20 protein-coding genes are annotated in these 18,038 nt (G+C 44.4%); 15 read left to right on the top strand and 5 right to left on the bottom strand.

Annotated features, from left to right (window positions below):
• Positions 1 to 4 precede the first annotated feature (4 nt).
• Both G9X63_RS04820 and G9X63_RS04815 read left to right on the top strand, forming a co-directional pair.
• Complete coding sequence (locus G9X63_RS04820) at positions 5 to 955, top strand: L-threonylcarbamoyladenylate synthase (RefSeq protein WP_252624671.1); 951 nt, start codon at positions 5 to 7, stop codon at positions 953 to 955.
• On the top strand, positions 952 to 2,295 hold the full coding sequence (locus G9X63_RS04815; RefSeq protein ID WP_252624669.1) for a dihydroorotase: 1,344 nt from the start codon (positions 952 to 954) through the stop codon (positions 2,293 to 2,295). Before G9X63_RS04820 ends, G9X63_RS04815 begins: the two co-directional genes overlap by 4 nt.
• On the opposite strand, the gene G9X63_RS04810 is transcribed toward G9X63_RS04815, so the two are convergent.
• Positions 2,288 to 3,373: a Fic family protein gene (locus G9X63_RS04810; RefSeq protein WP_252624667.1), complete on the bottom strand. Its 1,086-nt coding sequence runs from the start codon at positions 3,371 to 3,373 to the stop codon at positions 2,288 to 2,290. The two genes, G9X63_RS04815 and G9X63_RS04810, sit on opposite strands and share 8 nt — an antisense overlap.
• Positions 3,374 to 3,523: 150 nt before the next feature.
• On the opposite strand from G9X63_RS04810, the gene G9X63_RS04805 reads away from it, so the two are divergent.
• The 8 genes from G9X63_RS04805 (at position 3,524) to G9X63_RS04770 (ending at position 7,950) form a co-directional block, all read left to right on the top strand.
• Positions 3,524 to 4,180, top strand: a complete 657-nt coding sequence (locus G9X63_RS04805) for a DUF4386 domain-containing protein (protein WP_252624666.1) — start codon at positions 3,524 to 3,526, stop codon at positions 4,178 to 4,180.
• Positions 4,180 to 4,965: a PhzF family phenazine biosynthesis protein gene (locus G9X63_RS04800; RefSeq protein ID WP_252624664.1), complete on the top strand. Its 786-nt coding sequence runs from the start codon at positions 4,180 to 4,182 to the stop codon at positions 4,963 to 4,965. The genes G9X63_RS04805 and G9X63_RS04800 overlap by 1 nt, the downstream gene beginning before the upstream one ends.
• 75 nt (positions 4,966 to 5,040) lie before the next feature.
• Positions 5,041 to 5,205 carry a hypothetical protein gene (locus G9X63_RS04795; RefSeq protein ID WP_161566397.1) on the top strand — a complete coding sequence of 55 codons (165 nt, stop codon included), beginning with the start codon at positions 5,041 to 5,043 and terminating at the stop codon, positions 5,203 to 5,205.
• Positions 5,198 to 5,800 (top strand): ATPase, encoded by a 603-nt coding sequence (locus tag G9X63_RS04790; protein ID WP_252624662.1) that lies wholly within the window; start codon positions 5,198 to 5,200, stop codon positions 5,798 to 5,800. Before G9X63_RS04795 ends, G9X63_RS04790 begins: the two co-directional genes overlap by 8 nt.
• Positions 5,801 to 5,898: 98 nt before the next feature.
• A complete protein-coding gene (locus tag G9X63_RS04785) occupies positions 5,899 to 6,414 on the top strand; it encodes a DinB family protein (RefSeq protein ID WP_236633844.1) in 516 nt (171 codons plus the stop codon).
• 54 nt (positions 6,415 to 6,468) lie between these two features.
• Entirely contained in the window at positions 6,469 to 6,606 is a 138-nt protein-coding gene (locus G9X63_RS04780; protein WP_252624661.1) for a DUF2256 domain-containing protein, read from the top strand.
• Positions 6,581 to 6,874, top strand: a complete 294-nt coding sequence (locus tag G9X63_RS04775; protein WP_269001234.1) for a TIGR03643 family protein — start codon at positions 6,581 to 6,583, stop codon at positions 6,872 to 6,874. The genes G9X63_RS04780 and G9X63_RS04775 overlap by 26 nt, the downstream gene beginning before the upstream one ends.
• Positions 6,874 to 7,950 (top strand): FAD-binding domain-containing protein, encoded by a 1,077-nt coding sequence (locus G9X63_RS04770; protein ID WP_252624660.1) that lies wholly within the window; start codon positions 6,874 to 6,876, stop codon positions 7,948 to 7,950. The genes G9X63_RS04775 and G9X63_RS04770 overlap by 1 nt, the downstream gene beginning before the upstream one ends.
• Here G9X63_RS04770 and G9X63_RS04765 read toward each other — a convergent pair.
• Together G9X63_RS04765 and G9X63_RS04760 are read right to left on the bottom strand one after the other, a co-directional pair.
• Complete coding sequence (locus G9X63_RS04765; protein ID WP_252624659.1) at positions 7,930 to 9,369, bottom strand: cryptochrome/photolyase family protein; 1,440 nt, start codon at positions 9,367 to 9,369, stop codon at positions 7,930 to 7,932. The two genes, G9X63_RS04770 and G9X63_RS04765, sit on opposite strands and share 21 nt — an antisense overlap.
• Positions 9,366 to 10,829, bottom strand: a complete 1,464-nt coding sequence (locus G9X63_RS04760) for a cryptochrome/deoxyribodipyrimidine photo-lyase family protein (RefSeq protein ID WP_252624658.1) — start codon at positions 10,827 to 10,829, stop codon at positions 9,366 to 9,368. Before G9X63_RS04760 ends, G9X63_RS04765 begins: the two co-directional genes overlap by 4 nt.
• 83 nt (positions 10,830 to 10,912) lie before the next feature.
• Here G9X63_RS04760 and G9X63_RS04755 point away from each other — a divergent pair, with 83 nt between their 5' ends.
• Positions 10,913 to 11,545, top strand: coding sequence for a hypothetical protein (locus G9X63_RS04755; protein ID WP_130895697.1), 633 nt, complete (start codon positions 10,913 to 10,915; stop codon positions 11,543 to 11,545).
• Here the strand turns inward: G9X63_RS04755 and G9X63_RS04750 are convergent.
• Together G9X63_RS04750 and G9X63_RS04745 are read right to left on the bottom strand one after the other, a co-directional pair.
• The gene (locus G9X63_RS04750) at positions 11,540 to 12,028 is read right to left on the bottom strand and encodes a DUF4442 domain-containing protein (RefSeq protein WP_252624657.1); all 489 of its coding nucleotides are present in this window, start codon (positions 12,026 to 12,028) and stop codon (positions 11,540 to 11,542) included. The two genes, G9X63_RS04755 and G9X63_RS04750, sit on opposite strands and share 6 nt — an antisense overlap.
• Before the next feature lie 57 nt (positions 12,029 to 12,085).
• Entirely contained in the window at positions 12,086 to 14,089 is a 2,004-nt protein-coding gene (locus G9X63_RS04745; protein WP_252624655.1) for a glycoside hydrolase family 3 protein, read from the bottom strand.
• 53 nt (positions 14,090 to 14,142) lie between these two features.
• Here G9X63_RS04745 and G9X63_RS04740 point away from each other — a divergent pair, with 53 nt between their 5' ends.
• The 4 genes from G9X63_RS04740 to G9X63_RS04725 are packed head-to-tail and all read left to right on the top strand — an operon-like array spanning position 14,143 to position 18,036.
• Positions 14,143 to 14,790 carry a DUF1801 domain-containing protein gene (locus tag G9X63_RS04740; protein WP_252624653.1) on the top strand — a complete coding sequence of 216 codons (648 nt, stop codon included), beginning with the start codon at positions 14,143 to 14,145 and terminating at the stop codon, positions 14,788 to 14,790.
• Between the two features lie 59 nt (positions 14,791 to 14,849).
• A complete protein-coding gene (locus tag G9X63_RS04735) occupies positions 14,850 to 15,338 on the top strand; it encodes a helix-turn-helix domain-containing protein (protein ID WP_252624651.1) in 489 nt (162 codons plus the stop codon).
• Between the two features lie 59 nt (positions 15,339 to 15,397).
• Positions 15,398 to 15,889, top strand: a complete 492-nt coding sequence (locus G9X63_RS04730) for a (2Fe-2S)-binding protein (protein ID WP_252624649.1) — start codon at positions 15,398 to 15,400, stop codon at positions 15,887 to 15,889.
• Between the two features lie 5 nt (positions 15,890 to 15,894).
• Positions 15,895 to 18,036, top strand: a complete 2,142-nt coding sequence (locus G9X63_RS04725; RefSeq protein WP_252624648.1) for a xanthine dehydrogenase family protein molybdopterin-binding subunit — start codon at positions 15,895 to 15,897, stop codon at positions 18,034 to 18,036.
• The last annotated feature ends 2 nt before the right edge of the window (positions 18,037 to 18,038 follow it).

Genomic DNA, 18,038 nt, shown 5'->3' with positions numbered 1-18,038 from the left:
TACTATGATTACGTCAGATTTATCTTTTGTTAAAGACCAGTTAGAAAAAGGTGAAGTGGTCGGAATTCCTACGGAAACCGTCTATGGTTTAGCGGCTAACATTTACGATGAGCAAGCGATTGCGAAGATTTTTAGTACCAAAGGAAGGCCTAACACGAACCCTTTGATTGTCCACGTCAAATCGATGGATCAAGCGCGCACTTTGGTCTCGTATTTTCCTCTCAAAGCAACCCTATTGGCGGAGCGTTTTTGGCCAGGTCCTTTAACGTTGATTTTGCTTAAAAGCGATTTGATTTCTGACGCGATAACTGCTCAGCAATCGACGGTAGCGATACGAATGCCTAACCACTCCGCGACTTTACATTTACTGGAATCGTTGGACTTCCCTTTAGCTGCTCCCAGCGCAAATCCCTACAATCGAATTAGTCCTACCTGCGCTACGCATGTGGAGGATTATTTCCCCCAAATTTCCATCTTAGAAGGCGGTAATTGCGAGGCAGGAGTAGAGTCGACCATTCTCTCTTTTGATGGAGATGAGGTCGTTTTACTGCGGCATGGCGCTATTTCCATAGAGCAAATTGAGGAGGTAGTCGGACGTATTTTGGACAGAACATCCTCTGAGTCCTTGCACCTCGCACCCGGCAGAAGCAAGAAGCATTATTCGCCCTTATGTGAATTAATTATCAGCTATGAACCGTTGTTTATGTTGAGCGCCGTTCAGCAGAAGAAAGTGGCTATTTTATGGTTTAAAGAAGTGAAAATTGATAGTCCCAAAGTCGCCATCAACCATATCCTCTCTCCTAGTGGAAATTTTAAAGAGGCGGCCGCAAACATGTATGACGCTTTGCATCAATTAGAAAAATCAGGGGTTGAATTAATCATCGTTGAGCGCCTGCCTAATTATAACTTGGGACGTACCATTAATGACCGATTTGAAAGAGCCGCCGCGAAATGAAAAAACAAGTACTTGTAAACGCTAAAATCGTCAATGAAGGCACCTCCTTTTTTTCGGACGTGTTGATTCATCACGGTCGAATTGAAAAAATAGCCCCCCATATTTCTGATCCTAATGCGGATGTTTTCGACATCAATGGGAATTATTTGATCCCCGGAATGATTGATGATCAGGTGCATTTTAGAGATCCGGGATTAACGTATAAAGGCAATTTAACGTCAGAATCTAGAGCGGCAGTTGCAGGTGGCGTGACCTCCTTTATGGATATGCCTAACACCGTTCCTAATACGTTGAACCGCGATTTATTAGAGCAAAAATACCAAGCAGCGGCGCAACAATCGCTCGCGAATTATTCCTTTTTTATGGGGGTAACCGCTGGCAATTTAGAGGAGGCCTTGCGGGTAGATAACGAGAGCGTCTGTGGAATTACGGATGATGGGTTGTATTTTAATGAGCAACAAATTCTAGCGAATAATCCGGAATATTTGGAAAAATTATTCTCGCGTGCAGAGACCTTGGTTGCCTTACATAGCGAGGACGAATCCATTATTGATCAAAATTACGAACGGTATTTTACGGAAACGAAAGGCCAAATTTCCTTTGCTTTACATGCTAAAATTCGAAGTACAGAGGCCTGCTTGAAAGCTACCAAACGGGTTTTGGACATACAATCTAACTACCACAACAGGCTCCATTTTTTCCATATTTCCACTGGCGAAGAAGCGATGCTTTTCCCCGCCTCTACTGATTATAGAAACAAACGAGTAACAGCAGAAGCCTGTATTCATCACTTATGGTTTACGGAAAAAGACTATGAAAAAAGAGGGGGCGATATTAAATGGAATCCCTCCATCAAGACGGAATTTGATCGGGTAACGTTAATACAGGCATTGAAAGAAGGACGGATCGATATTATCGCCTCAGACCACGCGCCTCACAGTAAGGAAGAAAAACAAGGGACCTACGAACAAGTAAAATCGGGGGCACCTATCGTACAGCATACCTTGCCGCTTCTGTTTGAATTAGCTTCGCGCGGGGAAATTTCCGTCGAACAAATTGTCGAAAAAACGAGTCATCGAGTGGCTGATATTTACCGTTTGAAGGATAGAGGGTATCTACGCGAAGGCTACTATGCAGATCTAGTGGAAATGCAGCCCAATTCCCCGTGGCATGTTACCACAACATCTCTTTTCTATAGGTGTGGATGGGCACCGGTAGTGGGGGAGCGACTTTCTGCTAAAGTAAAACGTACGTTTGTAAATGGAAATCTCGTATTTCAGGAGGATGCGTTTATGTCGGATGCCAAAGGTTCCCGCTTATTCTTCGAAAAGATCAGGTAGCATTTTTTTGACCACTTAATAGTTTAAATAATTTCACGTGTTCATAATAATTCTCCCTACCTATTTTATGTTTTACCAAGATATTGGCGCTAACCAAATCATCCAAATAGCGAATCGCGGTATTTCTGCTAACCCTTAAATCTTTCTGTAGGTATTCTATTTTGGTATAAGGGTATTTGAAAAGACTATTTAGTAGGTCTGGGCTATATAGTTTAGGTGCCAATGCTCTAATCTGGCTTTTTTGTTCTTGCATCAATAATCGGAGCGCTTGAATTAATATAATCCCTTCTTTAGCCGTTTTTTCTACTCCATCTAGGATAAATAACATCCACGCCTCCCACGACTCTTTTACACGGATTTCTTGAAGTAATCGATAATAGTCGTTTTTATGGGTGATGATGTAGCTGCTTAGATAAAGAATAGGCAAAGTTAAGAGTCCTTTTTGGACCAAATACAATACATTAATAATTCGTCCAGTTCTGCCGTTACCATCATAAAAGGGGTGAATACTTTCGAATTGATAATGAATGATAGCCATCTTTATTAATGGGTCAAGGTCCATCATCGAATCATCATTGATAAAGGATTCCAGGTTTTGCATCAAGTTAAGGATGGTATCGTAGTCTTGTGGGGGTGTATAAATAACTTCTCCTGTTTGATCATTTAATAATTTTGTGCCGGGAAGCCTTCTAAAACCGGCCTTGTTTTGTTCAACGCCCTCTTGAATTTGCAGGATTGTATTATTCGTAAGTAATCCATTTGTTTTAACAAGGTCAAAGCCCTCAATTAATGCTTTTGCATACTGGTGAACTTCTTTAGCTGCAGGGCTAGCAAACTGCTGGTTTTGAAAACTACTTCGATAGATTTCATCAAATGTGCTAATGATGTTTTCTATCGCGGAACTTTCCCTCGCCTCTCTAAGGGCTAACGTTTCCAAAAGAATACGTTCATTTGGAAGGCTACTGATGACCCCTTTAAATTCTGCCAAAGCCTGGTGTGCTAACGCCGATTTACGCAAAACTGCTTTGGTTTCAATATCCTGATGCAAAGGCAGTAAAGGGATTTTTGTCGTTTCCATTTCGAAATATAACCCAAAAATTTAATTATTTGGGTTGTTTCGATTAACTATAACCCAAATAATCAACATTTTGGTATATATCTGCTGCGCTCAATCGCCGTTTATATAATAGACGGGTCTAAAGATGTTTAAATTGTCGTACTTGCTTCCATGACAACATCGCGCAAAACATCCCTGACCGCCGGTATTCTTTACCTGCTCACCTTTATTTCCATCCCCACTTTATTGCTTTACCACGAAATTCACCAGCCGAATTTTGGTATCAGCTCAGCGCCATCAACTGATGTGGTGCTCGGAGGGATGTTAGAACTGGTGATGGCTTTGGCCTGCATAGGTACTGCGCTGGCATTTTATCCAGTTTTGAAGAAGCAAAATGAAATGCTTGCCTTGGGTTTTGTGGCGGCGCGGATTTTAGAAGCGACCCTGATTTTTGCGGGTGTGGCGAGCTTGTTAACGGTGTTGAATTTGCGCTCTCTGGGAACAGAAGCACAGGTGGTTTCTCGTGGATTAGTGATGTTGTATGATCGATTGTTTTTGATTAGCCAAAGCTTCATCCCCGCCGTCAATGCTCTTCTGCTCGGATCACTCTTGTACCAAACACGTTTAGTCCCTCGCATTTTACCCATCATCGGAATCATCGGAGCCTTTACTTTGGTAGCTGGCGATGTAGCCGTTTTGTATGGCGTGTATGATCAGCGCGCACCTATCGCCGGCTTATCAGCGGTCCCGATTGCGCTGTGGGAATTTTCCTTGGGGATTTATTTGACGTTTAAAGGATTTAAAGAAAATGCCGTAATTTTAGGATAATGAAAATCCCTATTTACCAAGTCGATGCCTTTACGAACGAACGCTTTAAAGGCAATCCAGCTGCCGTTTGTCCCTTAGACAATTGGCTTCCAGCTGCCGTGATGCAAAACATCGCAGCGGAGAATAATTTAGCAGAAACGGCCTTCGTTGTAGCCGCCGGCGAAAACTTCGAAATCCGTTGGTTTACGCCCACGGTTGAAGTGGATTTATGCGGACATGCGACCTTAGCGAGTGCGTATGTATTATTTAACGAATTGGGTTTTGCTGGAGACCAAATCAACTTCATTTCTCAGCGAAGTGGTCCTTTATCCGTGACAAAAAATGGCTCCATTTTAGCCTTGAATTTTCCGGTGGATACACTATCGGAATTACCCTTAAAACCAGCGTTTGCCATTGGATTATCACAGGCGCCTCGCGCCGTTTTTAAAGGCAAAACGGATTATTTATTTGTCTACGATTCGGAAGCGGAAATCTTGGCTTTGCAACCAGATTTCGTAGCCTTAAAAGCGCACCCTGTTCGCGGGATTATCGTAACGGCTCCCGGTGAAACGACGGATTTTGTGTCGCGCTTTTTTGGGCCAGCTTGTGGCGTGAATGAAGATCCGGTGACGGGTTCAGCGCACACGACTTTGACACCTTATTGGGCTTCGATTTTAGGTAAGACGGAATTAACGGCTCGTCAATTATCACAAAGAACAGGTGACTTAACCTGTAACTTAATGGGCGATCGCGTGGAGATAGCTGGCGAAGCTGTCTTATATTTAAAAGGAGAGATAGAGGTGTAATATGTTAATTATAAGCATATTGGATTTTAATACAGAAATTAAATTGTAATTTTGTATTTCAATAATTCTCCAATTATGGAAAACTTTTCTAATACTGAAAAACGAGTTGTTTTTTTTCAAAAGCAATTGGAGAAAGCGATGCCTGCGGTTAGACAACAAATTAAGGTCTATGAGTCTCATGTTAAATCAGGTAATACGAATAAATCACCTAAAGTAGCACCTCAATTCAATAATGCATAAACCGCGATTGCTGGTGATTGCGGGATGCAATGGCTCTGGTAAATCATCGTTTTCAAAGTACTTAGTTCCCTCGCCAAATACGATTCCTTTTGATTATGATTCTCATTTCTTAAGCCATTATAGGGCCTTAATGGATATTGATATTAAGGAACAAATGGCACATAATTTAGCGTCATCGGATTTAAACGTTGAGATTGAAGAAGCATGGAAAAGTAGGAAAGATTTCGCTTATGAAACAAATTTTGATAGTGAACCCATATACTGGCCTGATAAATTTAAAGCCAAAGGGTATGACCTTTTTCTGATATTTCTTTGTTTGGATTCCCTCGAGTTAGCGAATAATCGAGTTTCAATAAGGGTAGAAAATGGGGGACATTTCCTTCCTACATTTGAGGTGGAGCGAAGGTATTTTGCAGGATTTAAAAACTTGAATAAGTATTATGCTCGGTTTGATTTTATAGATATATTTGAAGGTTCTGCTCATGCAAAAATCCCTGAGCACTTGGCAACTGTTGAAAAAGGAAAAGTGGTCTTTTCAACTTTGGAATGTTATATGTACTTAAAAAACCTAATTCCTGTGTTAATTTCTCGCTAAGTAGCTCATTTAATTACCTTTTTGCTCGGAGGAAATAACCCATAAAGATGAAAAACAGTCAATAAACGAATTAACAACCCTTATAAATGATAATGAACATGAAAAAATTAATCACCTTTTTTGCCATTTTAGCGATGGCCACCAGCTTAACAGCTCAAACACCTAAAGCGAATTTGATTAAAGAATGGGAGCGCGCGCGTGCTTACACGAAAGAGTATTTAGAGGCGATGCCAGAAACGGGTTATGCGTTAAAACCTACGAAAGAAATGCGTTCATTTGCGGGTCAAATGCTTCACTTAAGCGACGCGATTTACATGATTGTGGGAACAGCCACGGATGTAGCGCCTACGGTAAAGGATTTGGAAAAATCAAATGACGTAGCGAAAGTAAGTGTGACGGACAAAGTGTTAGCAGCGTATGATTTTGCCATTAATGCCATCAAAAATGTACCGGATGCAAAATTAGCAGAATCGGTTAAATTATTTGGTCGATTTGAATTGACAAAAGGTCAAGCAATGGATAAAGCGTTTGAACATCAAACGCACCACCGTGGTCAAGCGACGGTCTACATCCGTTTAGCGGGTGCTACACCTCCGCAAGAGAAATTGTTCTAGTCTAAACAATTTGCAGTGAAAAGGGTTTGTCATTCATAGGCAAGCCCTTTTTTTATGCAAGGCGTTAAAAAACAACATTTACCCTCCAAAACCTGTCCCGTCTGTAATCGCCCTTTCGCCTGGCGTAAGAAGTGGGAGAAGAATTGGGACCAAATCATCTATTGTGGTGAAAAGTGCAGACGTAGCAAATAAGTTTTCGGACGAAGATATTGACCGCATTATCCAAATGGCCTGGGAAGATCGCACGCCTTTTGAGGCGATCGAATTTCAGTTTGGCCTAAAGGAAAAAGAGGTCATCGAATTCATGCGACTGAATAGTAAGGAGTCGAGTTTCCGCATGTGGCGAAAACGAATGACGGGCCGCGGTACGAAACACCTACAAAAGCGTGTTGCGGTAGATCCGCGTTTTAAATGCACGTTGCAACGTAGCATCAGTATGAATAAAATCAGCAAGCGCTAATGAAGTTTTCGACAAAACGCGAAGAGGTATTAGCGCAAATCGATCAATTTGATCCAGAAAAGTATGCACGAAGCCGGAACTTCATTACTGGCGGAGTCTCTTATTTATCCCCCTATTTATCCCGCGGTTTTATCACGGTTCCCCAAGTCGTCAAACGATTAAAGAATCGTGGAATTGGGTTAGAACAGGCTGAAAAATTTATCCAAGAATTAGCGTGGCGCGAGTTTTATACCCGTACCTGGTTTCAAAAAGGCGATGCTATTTTTGAAGATATCCGCCATCCGCAGGAGGGCATTGAGCGCTTTGGCATCCCGAAAGCAGTACTAGAATCTACCACAAGAATTAAAGCTTTAGATGGGGCATTAAAGAACTTCCCAGAAACTGGATATCTTCACAATCACTTGCGCATGTACCTTGCTGGAACGATTTGTAACGTGGCCAAATACCACTGGTTAGAACCTGCCCAATGGCTCTATTATCATTTGCTCGATGGTGATTTAGCAAGTAATGCGCTGAGTTGGCAGTGGTGCGCCGGGACGTTCAGTAGCAAGTTGTATTACGCGAATCAAGAGAATATCAATCGCTATACCGGCAGTCAACAGAGAGGCACTTTCCTTGATTTTGATTACGAGGATTTGCCTTCGCAACCGGCTCCCGATCATCTGTGTAGATCGGTCGAAGCTGCACTTCCGTTCACCCCGCCTACAACGCAGCCACTGGTGATTCAGTCCGACATTCCCACGTATGTTTATACCCATTATACGCTAGATCCTACCTTCCACGAAGGGAAAGAGGGCAACCGGATTTTGGTCTTAGAGCCGAGCCATTTTGCGAAGCATCCGATGGCGCCGAAAACGATCGAGTTTATCCTTTCGCTCGCCGAAAATATACCTGGAATTCAAGTCTATTATGGGGAATATGCGGATTTAAACGTGAAAGGCATTTTCCGTGATCATCCTATCAATGCCCATTTTCAGGGTATTCGCGAAGTGCATCCCTCTCTAGCTCCAGGCCTGCAAGGGGAGTTCAACAGTTTTTTCTCGTTTTGGAATAAACTAAGCCGACAACTGAGCTAAAAAAGTTTCTGCGCGCGCAAGGTGGGCTTCTCTTTTTTCCAAAGTCATCTTATCCCAAGTACTGATCAGCATCGCCCAGCGCGGATTTTTGCGGAACGTTTCGCGTTGTTTATCTAGGAATCGCCAAAACAACCCATCCCAAATCTCTTGCCATTCGCCCTTCGGATAATCACTCATTTTCAGGATGTAATTAGAGCCACAGATATAGGGTTTCGTGGTCATTAATCCTCCATCACTGAATTGAGACATACCATAGATATTAGGGACCATTACCCAATCATAGGCGTCGATGTACAGTTCCATGAACCACCGATAAACCGCATCCGGTTTGATTTCGCACAATAACATAAAATTCCCCAGTACCATCAGGCGTTCGATGTGGTGATTATAGCCCGTTTTTAACAGTTTGCGAATCGTTTGGTCGATCGGTTCCACACCCGTTGTTCCCGTGTAAAAGGCCGCGGGCATCTCTTTGGTAAATCCCCAATAATTCGTCGTACGCTGTTGAACCCCAATTTTTCGATACAATAACTGCACAAATTCCCGCCAACCTACGACCTGGCGAATGAATCCCTCCACGCTATTTAAGGGTGCAGCGGAGGCTGCAACTCGTTCAATCACCTGTGCCGGATTCAATAATCCTACATTAATCAACGGACTCAATATACTGTGAAACAAGGTCTTTTCTTGCGCCTTAATGGCGTCTTCGTAATCCCCAAAAAGCGGAATCCGTTCCCGAATAAATTGATCTAAAGCAGCCTGAGCCTCGTCATGTGTCACGGGGTAGTAGGCTCCCGAAAAGGGTCGCTCTAAAGAACCTGGATTATCCGAGAAATTTGCAGTAACATAGTCTATCGCCTCCAGTATATACTCATTCGGAGCGGTTTCCGGAAACGGTGCCGGGATGAAGGTATTTTTCGGTATTTTCTTTCGGTTGTCCGCATCGAAAGTCCATTGGCCGCCCATCGGTTTTCCGTCTTCTTCGAGTAGAAGTCCGCGGTCTTTTCGTTGCTGTGTGTAGAAAGCAGTTTGGAAATAAGGCTTACGCGTACCCAGCAGTGAGGTGTCTGTGTTGAGGAAATTTGGGCTCGCTAAAAATTGAATTTCCCCAACACGGCGAAGTCTGCGCTCGAGTAGATAATCATTGGGATCAAATAGCGCAATGGGCCCAGATATCGATGAAACCAGCGCGACTTCCGAAGCGCGCGGATCATGCGCTTCGATGTATTCCACCGTTTTTCTAGCAGCGCGAAGCCGGTCCGCAAAGGCGCGCATACTCGCCCGGTGGAACAGTATTTTCTGTTTGTGGAAGGCGTATTGTTTGAAGAATAATTCAGATTCTACGACATAGAAAATAGCCGCTTCTTGAGCGAGTGTCTCTTCAAACAATTGATGCGGGAAAATTAGAAATGCGCTCATTTATTAACGTGTTTTTGGAGGATTCGTGCCCCCTCTTGCCGGGCCTTTTTCGTTTTCCGCATCGCCCAAACTTGGTCCGACGCTGACTTCCTCGTCGCACTCAAATCCACCACCGGAACGGGATAATCTACCCCGATTTTGACCCCGTACAAAGTTTGTTCCATCTCACTTAATTTCCAAGGCTCATGAACTAAGGTAGACGGAATGGACGCTAATTCTGGCACCCATTTTTTGATGAAAATTCCGTCTGGATCATGGGCATAAGAATTCTTAATCGGGTTATAAATGCGGATCGTATTAATACCTGTCACACCCGCTTGCATTTGGATTTGCGGGTAATGAATGCCTGGTTCATAGTCGAGAAATTGCCGCGCTAGAAAATGCGCTAAATCACGCCAATCTTGCCAGAGATTAAACACAAAAAACGATACCACCATGGCGCGCATCCGAAAATTCAAATAGCCCGTTGCCACCACACAGCGCATGCAGGCATCGACAAGTGGAACGCCTGTTTTCCCCTCTTGCCACGCTTTAATTAAGTGCTCATCACGGTCTTTCTCTAGGCCTTGGTAGGCTTTGTTTACCGGCTCAAATTCCATCCGCGATTCATCCTCAAACTTCTGCATAAAATGCCCTTGCCAGTGCAGGCGAGAAGTAAAATTAGAAAGTGCCCGTTTGTTTGCAGCGGTCTTATAATGCTGCATCGTGAACGTGTGGGCCATCCGCATGCTGATATTTCCGTAGGCTAAATAAGGAGAAATACGGCTGCAACCGCGTCTACTCGCCTCTGGTTTACTGATAGAAAAACTATAGTCTTTATGCCGTGATTCGATGAAACTTTTCAGGTATTTCCAACCCCAGTATTCCCCACCTTCTTGGAAGACAGGATTCCGTGTTTTAAACGCAAGTGGCAGTTCTGGACCTTTAAAAGCATCATAAAATTCAGGCGATAAACGCAGTAAATTCCAATTGTCCTCCCGAACTAAATAGGGTTCGTGCCGCATGGTTTCTTCCCAGCGTTGTTGCCACGTTTTCCGCGATTTCAAGCGGCGAATTATACCACCCGTGGGCGTCTCGTTCCAAATAATTCCAGTACTCGAGCAAAAAGCCGTCACCGCTTTGTCCCGTTGAAAACTCAAATCATTTCCAATCTCCTGATGGGAGAAAATCTGGCGAATGTCATATTGCTCCGATAGCGCCTGAAACACCGGCAGTACTTCGGAATGAAAGAGGTAAAGAACGCCGTTTCTGTCTTCTAAACGGCCCTGCATCTCTGTTAAAGATTCATGGACAAATCGCCAATGGCGGACATCACTGTCTGTAAAAGCGATGAGGGATGGTTCGAAGAAATAAACCAATAACACCGGTAGATCGGATGCCAAAGCCCGGTACAACGGCTCGTGATCCGTAAAGCGGAGATCACGTTTGAACCAGACGATGTTGATGGGTTTTTTGGACATAAAATACTAACTGAAAAACCCATAGGATGTTTTCAGAAAGAAAAAGCGTACCTTTGCCCCGTTAAAAATCTTAATGTATCAAAATGAAACAATTAATAACACTTTGCTTTATTATCTTCGCGACCAGCACCCTGAATGCCCAAACAGGAAGCATCGAAGTGAGCACAGGAGGCTTTTCTTTCATCCCAGCCTTTACCTCGAGAGAGCCCAATATCATCATCAATGCAGGAACCAATCCGAAGAAACGTTTGACAGGGTCCTTGATGTACATGATGCGCATGCAGAGCATGACGCCTACTACGGTGGCCTTATTTACACGTTATCGATTTATTGATAAAAAATTTAAAGCCATTGTGGGTATCCACATTCCCGCCTTCCAAATGACGGAGGAATATAAAGTGACGAGTTTCTTCGGACGCGAGTTGACGATGTCTTATCCTATCAACGAAAAATTGACCCTTGGGTCCTTCATATTAAATGGAAATGCGCGTAATTCAGACTTTAAAGTGACGTTAATCTCAGGAAATACGAATTACCGCCACAAGAACTGGGGTTTTTTAACGCAGGGATATTACTTAACTGTGGGGGATTTAACCGGAGTTGCTGAGACGATTTCGTATGACATTAATTCCCATTTTCAGGCCAAAGCCTTTGGCAATTACACGATCACAGACGGCCAGGTAATCGGAACCGTTGGATTGAAATACAACTTATAAGTTCTTTGCCTTAAAGGTCCAAGTAAAATGAAATTCGGCCACCACCTGGCCGGCTTCATTTTTCCCAACGGAAGTAGAGAGGAGCTTCGAGCCCTCTTTATTTTCGAGTGCATCCTTGACGGCTTGTTCGAAAGCGGCGCCATCTTCGCAGGTAAAAATAATGACCCCCGTCGCCTTCTTCACAAATACGGCCTCTACCTTTTCCACTAACATGCTCACCGCTGGCTGTCGCTTGTAGACTTGTCCAAAAGCCAACATCCCACAACTCATTTCCGCCGCCATCGATTCCACAGCAAAATAGATCGATCGAAAGGGATTTTGACTAAACCAGGAATATTTTACGCGCACGCCACACGATTCTTCATCGAAATGGGCAATGGATAAACCTGCCCAAAAGGCCGCTGATAGCTTTTGTAAAATAAAAAACTTGAATAATACCGGATTCGTAATGATCCGTTTGAAAGCGGAGAAATGGGGGTTCATAGCTAGCAATGTTCTGAACCAAAGATATAAAAAAAGGGGCATTTCTGCCCCCTTCTTCTAATAACTCAATCCATGCCCAAACGCAAACAAGCCATATCCAGGACCTTCCATATACCCCGGAACGTCTGATTTATTCGCCTCTACTGCCGCCTGATTCACAGGAGTCGTAAATGGCATTTTACCAGTCGGCTTATAAGCTCCCGTCACAATATCAAGTAGCGCTTCTTGCGTTGTCCCGAAAGTCGCGATGATAGAGGTTGCCTTTCCCTTATCAATCTCTTCAATCACCCAAGGGTTTGTGTAATTGATGGCTATGATCGTCGGTTTGGCATTCAATACCTCATTCACGTGATTCACGTCGATGCGATTCTTGGATAGATTCAAGTCGATTTTCGAACCCTGCGAGCTGAATAATCCTCCTGAAGTAGGAACTAACCACAATAAAACCACATCCGCCTCTTCTTTCGTGGACACGAATTCTAAACCAGGATAAGTGGGTTTCGAAACCTTGATCGCTTCACCAGGATTACGACCTGATTGGAAATACGTCTCAAAGTACACTTTGGTCTTCTTCGCTAAAGGCAAACGCTTGTCGTCGTTGCGTAATAAGACAATCGATTTGCGCAAAGCTAAATCGGCTGCTGCCACCGCCTCCTTATTCCCCACCGTCTTCACCGCGTCCTCCACATTCACATACGGATTCTCAAAAAGACCTAAGTCGAATTTCTCTTGTAATAATTTCGACACCGATTGGTTAATGCGCTCCTCTGAAACTAAGCCACTCTTCACCACTTCGATCAAAGTCGTAGGATCCGCCGCACCAGAGAAGATATCTACTCCAGCGTTCAACGCCTTTTTATAACGCTCCGGAATCGACATGTTTTCTACGCCCCAAGGCATCATTTCGATTGGGCCTGTGTCCGAGTTGATGATCCCGTGGAAGCCTAATTTGTCTTGCAATAAATCACCGATCATGGCCTTATTATAAGAGAAACCCACCTCCTCAAATCCCTTTCCTTTAGGAGCAGAATAATAGGGCATAATAGCGGAAGTCCCGGCCGCAATAGCCGCCTTAAATGGCTTCATGTGGTAATCGAACATTCCCCCAGGATAATGGGCAAACTTACCCCAATCAAAGTGAGAATCTTGTCCGTCCACTTGCGGGCCACCGCCTGGGAAGTGTTTCGTGGTCATCGCGACAGAGGTGTTGGAAAGTTTATTTCCTTGGAAACCTAAGACGATCTCAGTAATCATCTTCGACGCTAGATCTGCATCTTCCCCAAATGTTCCTTCCACCCGACCCCAACGCGGTTCAGTCGCTAAATCCGCCATATACATATAGCCTTTGCGAAGACCCACAGAGCGCCATTCGGCTGAAGCAGTTTCCGCAAACTTACGCGTCAAATCAAAGTCGCGCATCGCTGCTAGACCTAGTTCGCCTGGCCATTTAGAGAATGCCGTAACGCCCACACTTAAACCAACAGACGCATCCGTCGTCACGTGATTCCGAGGATTTGAAGCGACGATTGCTGGAATACCTAGACGCGTTGATTCGCAAAGGGCTTGTAAGTTATTCGACCATTTGGCCATAATCTCTGGCGACGCATTCGCGCGCAAAATGAAATGGCGCAGGTGGTATTGCGTCACGCCTTTTGTGGTACCCGCCGCAGACATATTGGGAGCGCCTAAAGGCTTGCGGGTGAACATATTTGTCGTTTGGACTAAATCCTCTTCGTTAAATCCTTCCGTGATCGGCGTTTTAGGACCACCTCCCTGCACGCCATTCGCAAACACTTGATCTCCGCCCATACGCGTCGTACTGATGAGCATGAAACCGAGTTTTTCTTCGACGGTCATTTGGGATACTAAGTCTTTTGCCCGCTCTGAAGCCGGCAAGCGCCAGTCTTCGTATTTATCCAGTTTATTATTTTGGTTTAAATCTTTAAAGGACAATTTCCCTATGCGTAGGGTCGGTTTTTTCATAGCGACAATGACAGGTTGCGTTTGGGCTAGTAAAGAACTAGAAGCAAAAAGCAAGGCAATAAGCACACGAGATTTCATAGGATTTTTCTTTCTTTGTATAGGAAAGCAAAACTGTAGCCATTTCTAATCACATGAAAGATCCGAATGTAGACGAATTCATACAAAGTGCCGACAAGTGGTCAGCGGAAATGGCCTTTTTGCGCCGCATTTTACTCGATTGTTTGATGGTAGAAACCTATAAGTGGCGGACACCCGTCTACATGGTGGGCACGAAAAATATCATTGCGATCTCTAGTCTGAAAGACCATTGTGCTTTGAATTTTTTCAACGGTGCGTTATTGCAGGATGAGGAAAACATGTTGATTAAACCCGGCGAACATACGCAATTAGGTCGCTGGATGAAGTTCAATTCAGTGGAACAGATTTTGGCCAAAGAAGAGCTCATCAAAGCCTACATCCTAGAAGCCATCGAGGTAGAGAAAATGGGTTTGAAAATGGAGAAGTCCACCGAAATCCCTCATCCGGAAGAATTAACGGCAATTTTTGATAAAAAACCTGCCTTAAAAACGGCCTTCGATAAACTTACCCCGGGCCGCCAGCGCGCCTATCTTCGATTTTTCACGGATGGAAAACAATCCGAAACGCGCACCTCGCGCATCGAAAAAAACGAGAAATACATCCTGAAAGGAATTGGAATAACAGACTGCATTTGTGGCCTAACGAAACGAAAGCCGAGTTGCGATGGCTCACATAGAGCCATCGAAAATTTTAAAAGATGACGTTTACAAGTCATATGCATGACGTTTTTTGCACCAGATTTTAATCTCAAATTTGCCCTATGAATTTTGGAGAACAATTAAAGGAAATCCGTACCACGAAAGGACTCACTCAAATCGAATTATCGGAAAAGAGTGGCGTCGCTTTGCGTACCGTTCAACGCATGGAACGCAACGAGGGCAAACCTAGTTTGTATTCGATGAATGCGATCGGCGAGGTCTTGAGGACGAATTTGACCTTGTTGTATGCTCCGGATTTGGAAACTGAAACACGAAATATTATGGAAAGTACAGACCAACAATTGTGGGCGATTGCGAGAAGCCGTGCCAAATTCAAAAGGAGCCTTGGTTCTTATTCTATCGTCATCCCTTTTCTGTGGGTTATTTGGTTTTTAACCTCACAAGATAAAGATATTAATCGCATACCATGGCCTATCTGGCCTATGTTAGGCTGGGGTATAGGTCTAGCCATTCAATACCTGAAAGCGTATGTAATTGAAGTCGGATCTTTAGAACAACGGGAATACGATAAGTTGAAGAAAGGCGAATAAAGTGTATCGATTTTAGAGAATTTGGAGCTAATTTAGTAGCAGACGAATTCTCTATATCTATGAAAACAATCGAACTGTCGATTAATCAGCAAGTTCACCGCATCGAGGTGGATCCAGAAATGCCCTTATTGTGGGCCATCCGCGATATCGTGGGATTGAAAGGTACGAAATTTGGCTGTGGTCAGGGCCTGTGTGGTGCTTGCACGGTACAGTTAGATGGACAAGCGATTCGTTCTTGCCAAACCCCGGTAGGTAGCATCACTGCGAAACAGAAAATCACGACGATTGAAGGCGCCTCAACGCGTTTAGAAAAGATCATCCAAGCGGCTTGGATAGAGCATCAAGTGCCGCAATGTGGCTATTGCCAGTCGGGCCAAATCATGTCAGCCACCGCTTTGTTGAAATCAAATCCAAAGCCATCAGAATCCGATATTGAGAATTATATGTCCGGAAATATTTGCCGTTGCGGTACGTATTCTCGCATTAAGTCAGCTATTCAAACCGCTGCCAAAAATGCTGCCAAAAACACGTCTAAATCCACTAAATCCTAAGCCTTATGTCACTCGAATCTAGAAGAAGTTTCATCAAAAAAGCAGGGGCAACGGGACTAACATTTTGGTTAGGATTGTCCTACGTTAAAGGAGAAAGCACAGCGGTCATTTCTACGGCAAAATCCCTAACACCCTTCATTAAAATTGACGCCGCCGGCATCACGATCTTCAACCCTAACCCCGAAATGGGACAGGGTTCTTATCAGGCGGTTGCCTCGATGATTGCGGAAGAGTTGGAAGTGTCTTTGGACCAAATCACGATCAAAAATACCAGCGGAGAGAAAGAATTCGGGGCAGGCCAATGGGCCGGCGGAAGTTCGACCGTACGCGAAGGCTATTTGACCTACCGCAAGATAGGTGCATCCGCTAAAGAAATGCTTGTAAAAGCGGCAAGCCAGACCTGGGGAGTTAGCCCAGAATCTTGCACAGCAAAAGAAGGGAAAGTCTTACACGCTGCGACCAATCGCACGTTAAAATACGAGGAACTAGCGGAGGCCGCGTCTCTTTTAGAGATCCCTAAAGAGCCTAAATTAAAGGATCCGAAAGATTTCAAAATGCTCGGCAAATCTGTCAAGCGCCCAGATATCCCTTTAAAAGTGACTGGGAAAGCAGAATTCGGAATCGACGCCGATGTCCCAGGCATGCTCTATTCCAGTGTGGAAAGATGCCCTGTGATAGGTGGAACGCTGAAAACGTTCGACGCCACTGCGGCGATGAAAGTCCCTGGTGTGGTGAAAGTAGTTTCGGCTGAACGCGTGATTGGGAAATATAGCTCCACTGGAGTTGCTGTTATTGCGAAGACCTATTGGGCTGCGATTCAAGGGAGAAAAGCTTTGAAAATAGACTGGGATACGAAAGGTTTTGAGACATTCAATTCCAGCGATTACGAGCATAAATTACGCTCTCTATCGAAAGAAGAAGGCATTTTAGATAAGCAAAAAGGCTCGGTTGATCTTCCGGTAGCCCAGGTGGTCGAATCCTTTTATGAGACGCCTATGGTGGCGCACCACCCGTTGGAACCGATGAACTGCACGGTGCACGTGAACGGAAAGAAAGTGGAGATTTGGACTTCGACTCAGGTGCCTGTTTCAGTGACAGGCCCGGGAATGATGGGAAGTATGCCTGCTCTAGTAGGCATTAATCCAGAAGATATTACACTGCACGCAGGATTTATAGGCGGAGGCTTTGGTAGAAGACTGTACTTCGATTATATCGTGGAGGCGATTAATGTGGCGAAGCAAGTGGATAGCCCTGTTAAGGTGGTTTGGTCGCGCGAAGACACGACGACGCAGGGACCTTTCCGTCCGATGACTTTCTCAAAAATGATCGGCGGTCTGTCTGAAAAGAATCAAGTAGTTTCTTTCCAACACAAGGTTATCAGCCCCGGTTTTATGGACAGCGCGATGCCTAATTGGGACAAAACGAAGCTGGATAGTATGATGACCGAGGGCATTAGTGCCCAGGAATACGACATCCCGAACATGAAGAATAGCTTCGTGTTTGCGGATTACCACGTCCCTATGGCGGCTTGGCGTTCTGTAACGAGTTCAACGTTAGCTTTTGCACATGAATGTTTCATCGATGAGCTAGCACATAAGGCTGAAAAAGATCCACTAGACTTCCGCATCGATTTACAATCGACCAATACCGATACCAAGCGCGTGTTGAAAAAATTACGCGAAATCACGAATTGGGACAAACCGCTTCCGGCTGGTAAAGCTCGCGGTGTGGCTCAATGGGACTTTTTTGCAGGACTTTCCGCTCAAGCGGTGGAAGTGAGTTTAGCCAAAAACGGAGCAGTATCGGTAGATAAGGTGTATGTGGTGATTGATTTAGGAACAGTCGTAAACCCAGATAACGTGAAAGCACAAGTGGAAGGTGCCGTTTTAATGGCCCTAAGTGCGGCAATTCATCCAGCCATTACCTTGAAAAACGGGGTAGTGGAGCAAAAGAATTTCGATACCACGCCGGTGACGCGCATGAGCGAATCCCCAGAAGTGATCGTTGAAATCATCACGGAGGGGGCTAAAATCAAAGGGGTAGGCGAACCTGGTTTGCCGCCGTTTGCCCCGGCTTTAGGGAACGCGATCTTTGCTTTGACGAAGAAACGTTTGCGCAAGTTGCCGCTAGAAATAGAGTTTGTTTAATA

The sequence above is a fragment of the Aquirufa antheringensis genome (assembly GCF_023921165.1).
Classification (GTDB): Bacteria; Bacteroidota; Bacteroidia; order Cytophagales; family Spirosomataceae; genus Aquirufa; species Aquirufa antheringensis.
The sequence above is the reverse complement of the archived record's forward strand: the minus strand, read 5'-3'. Positions and strand labels throughout refer to the sequence as shown.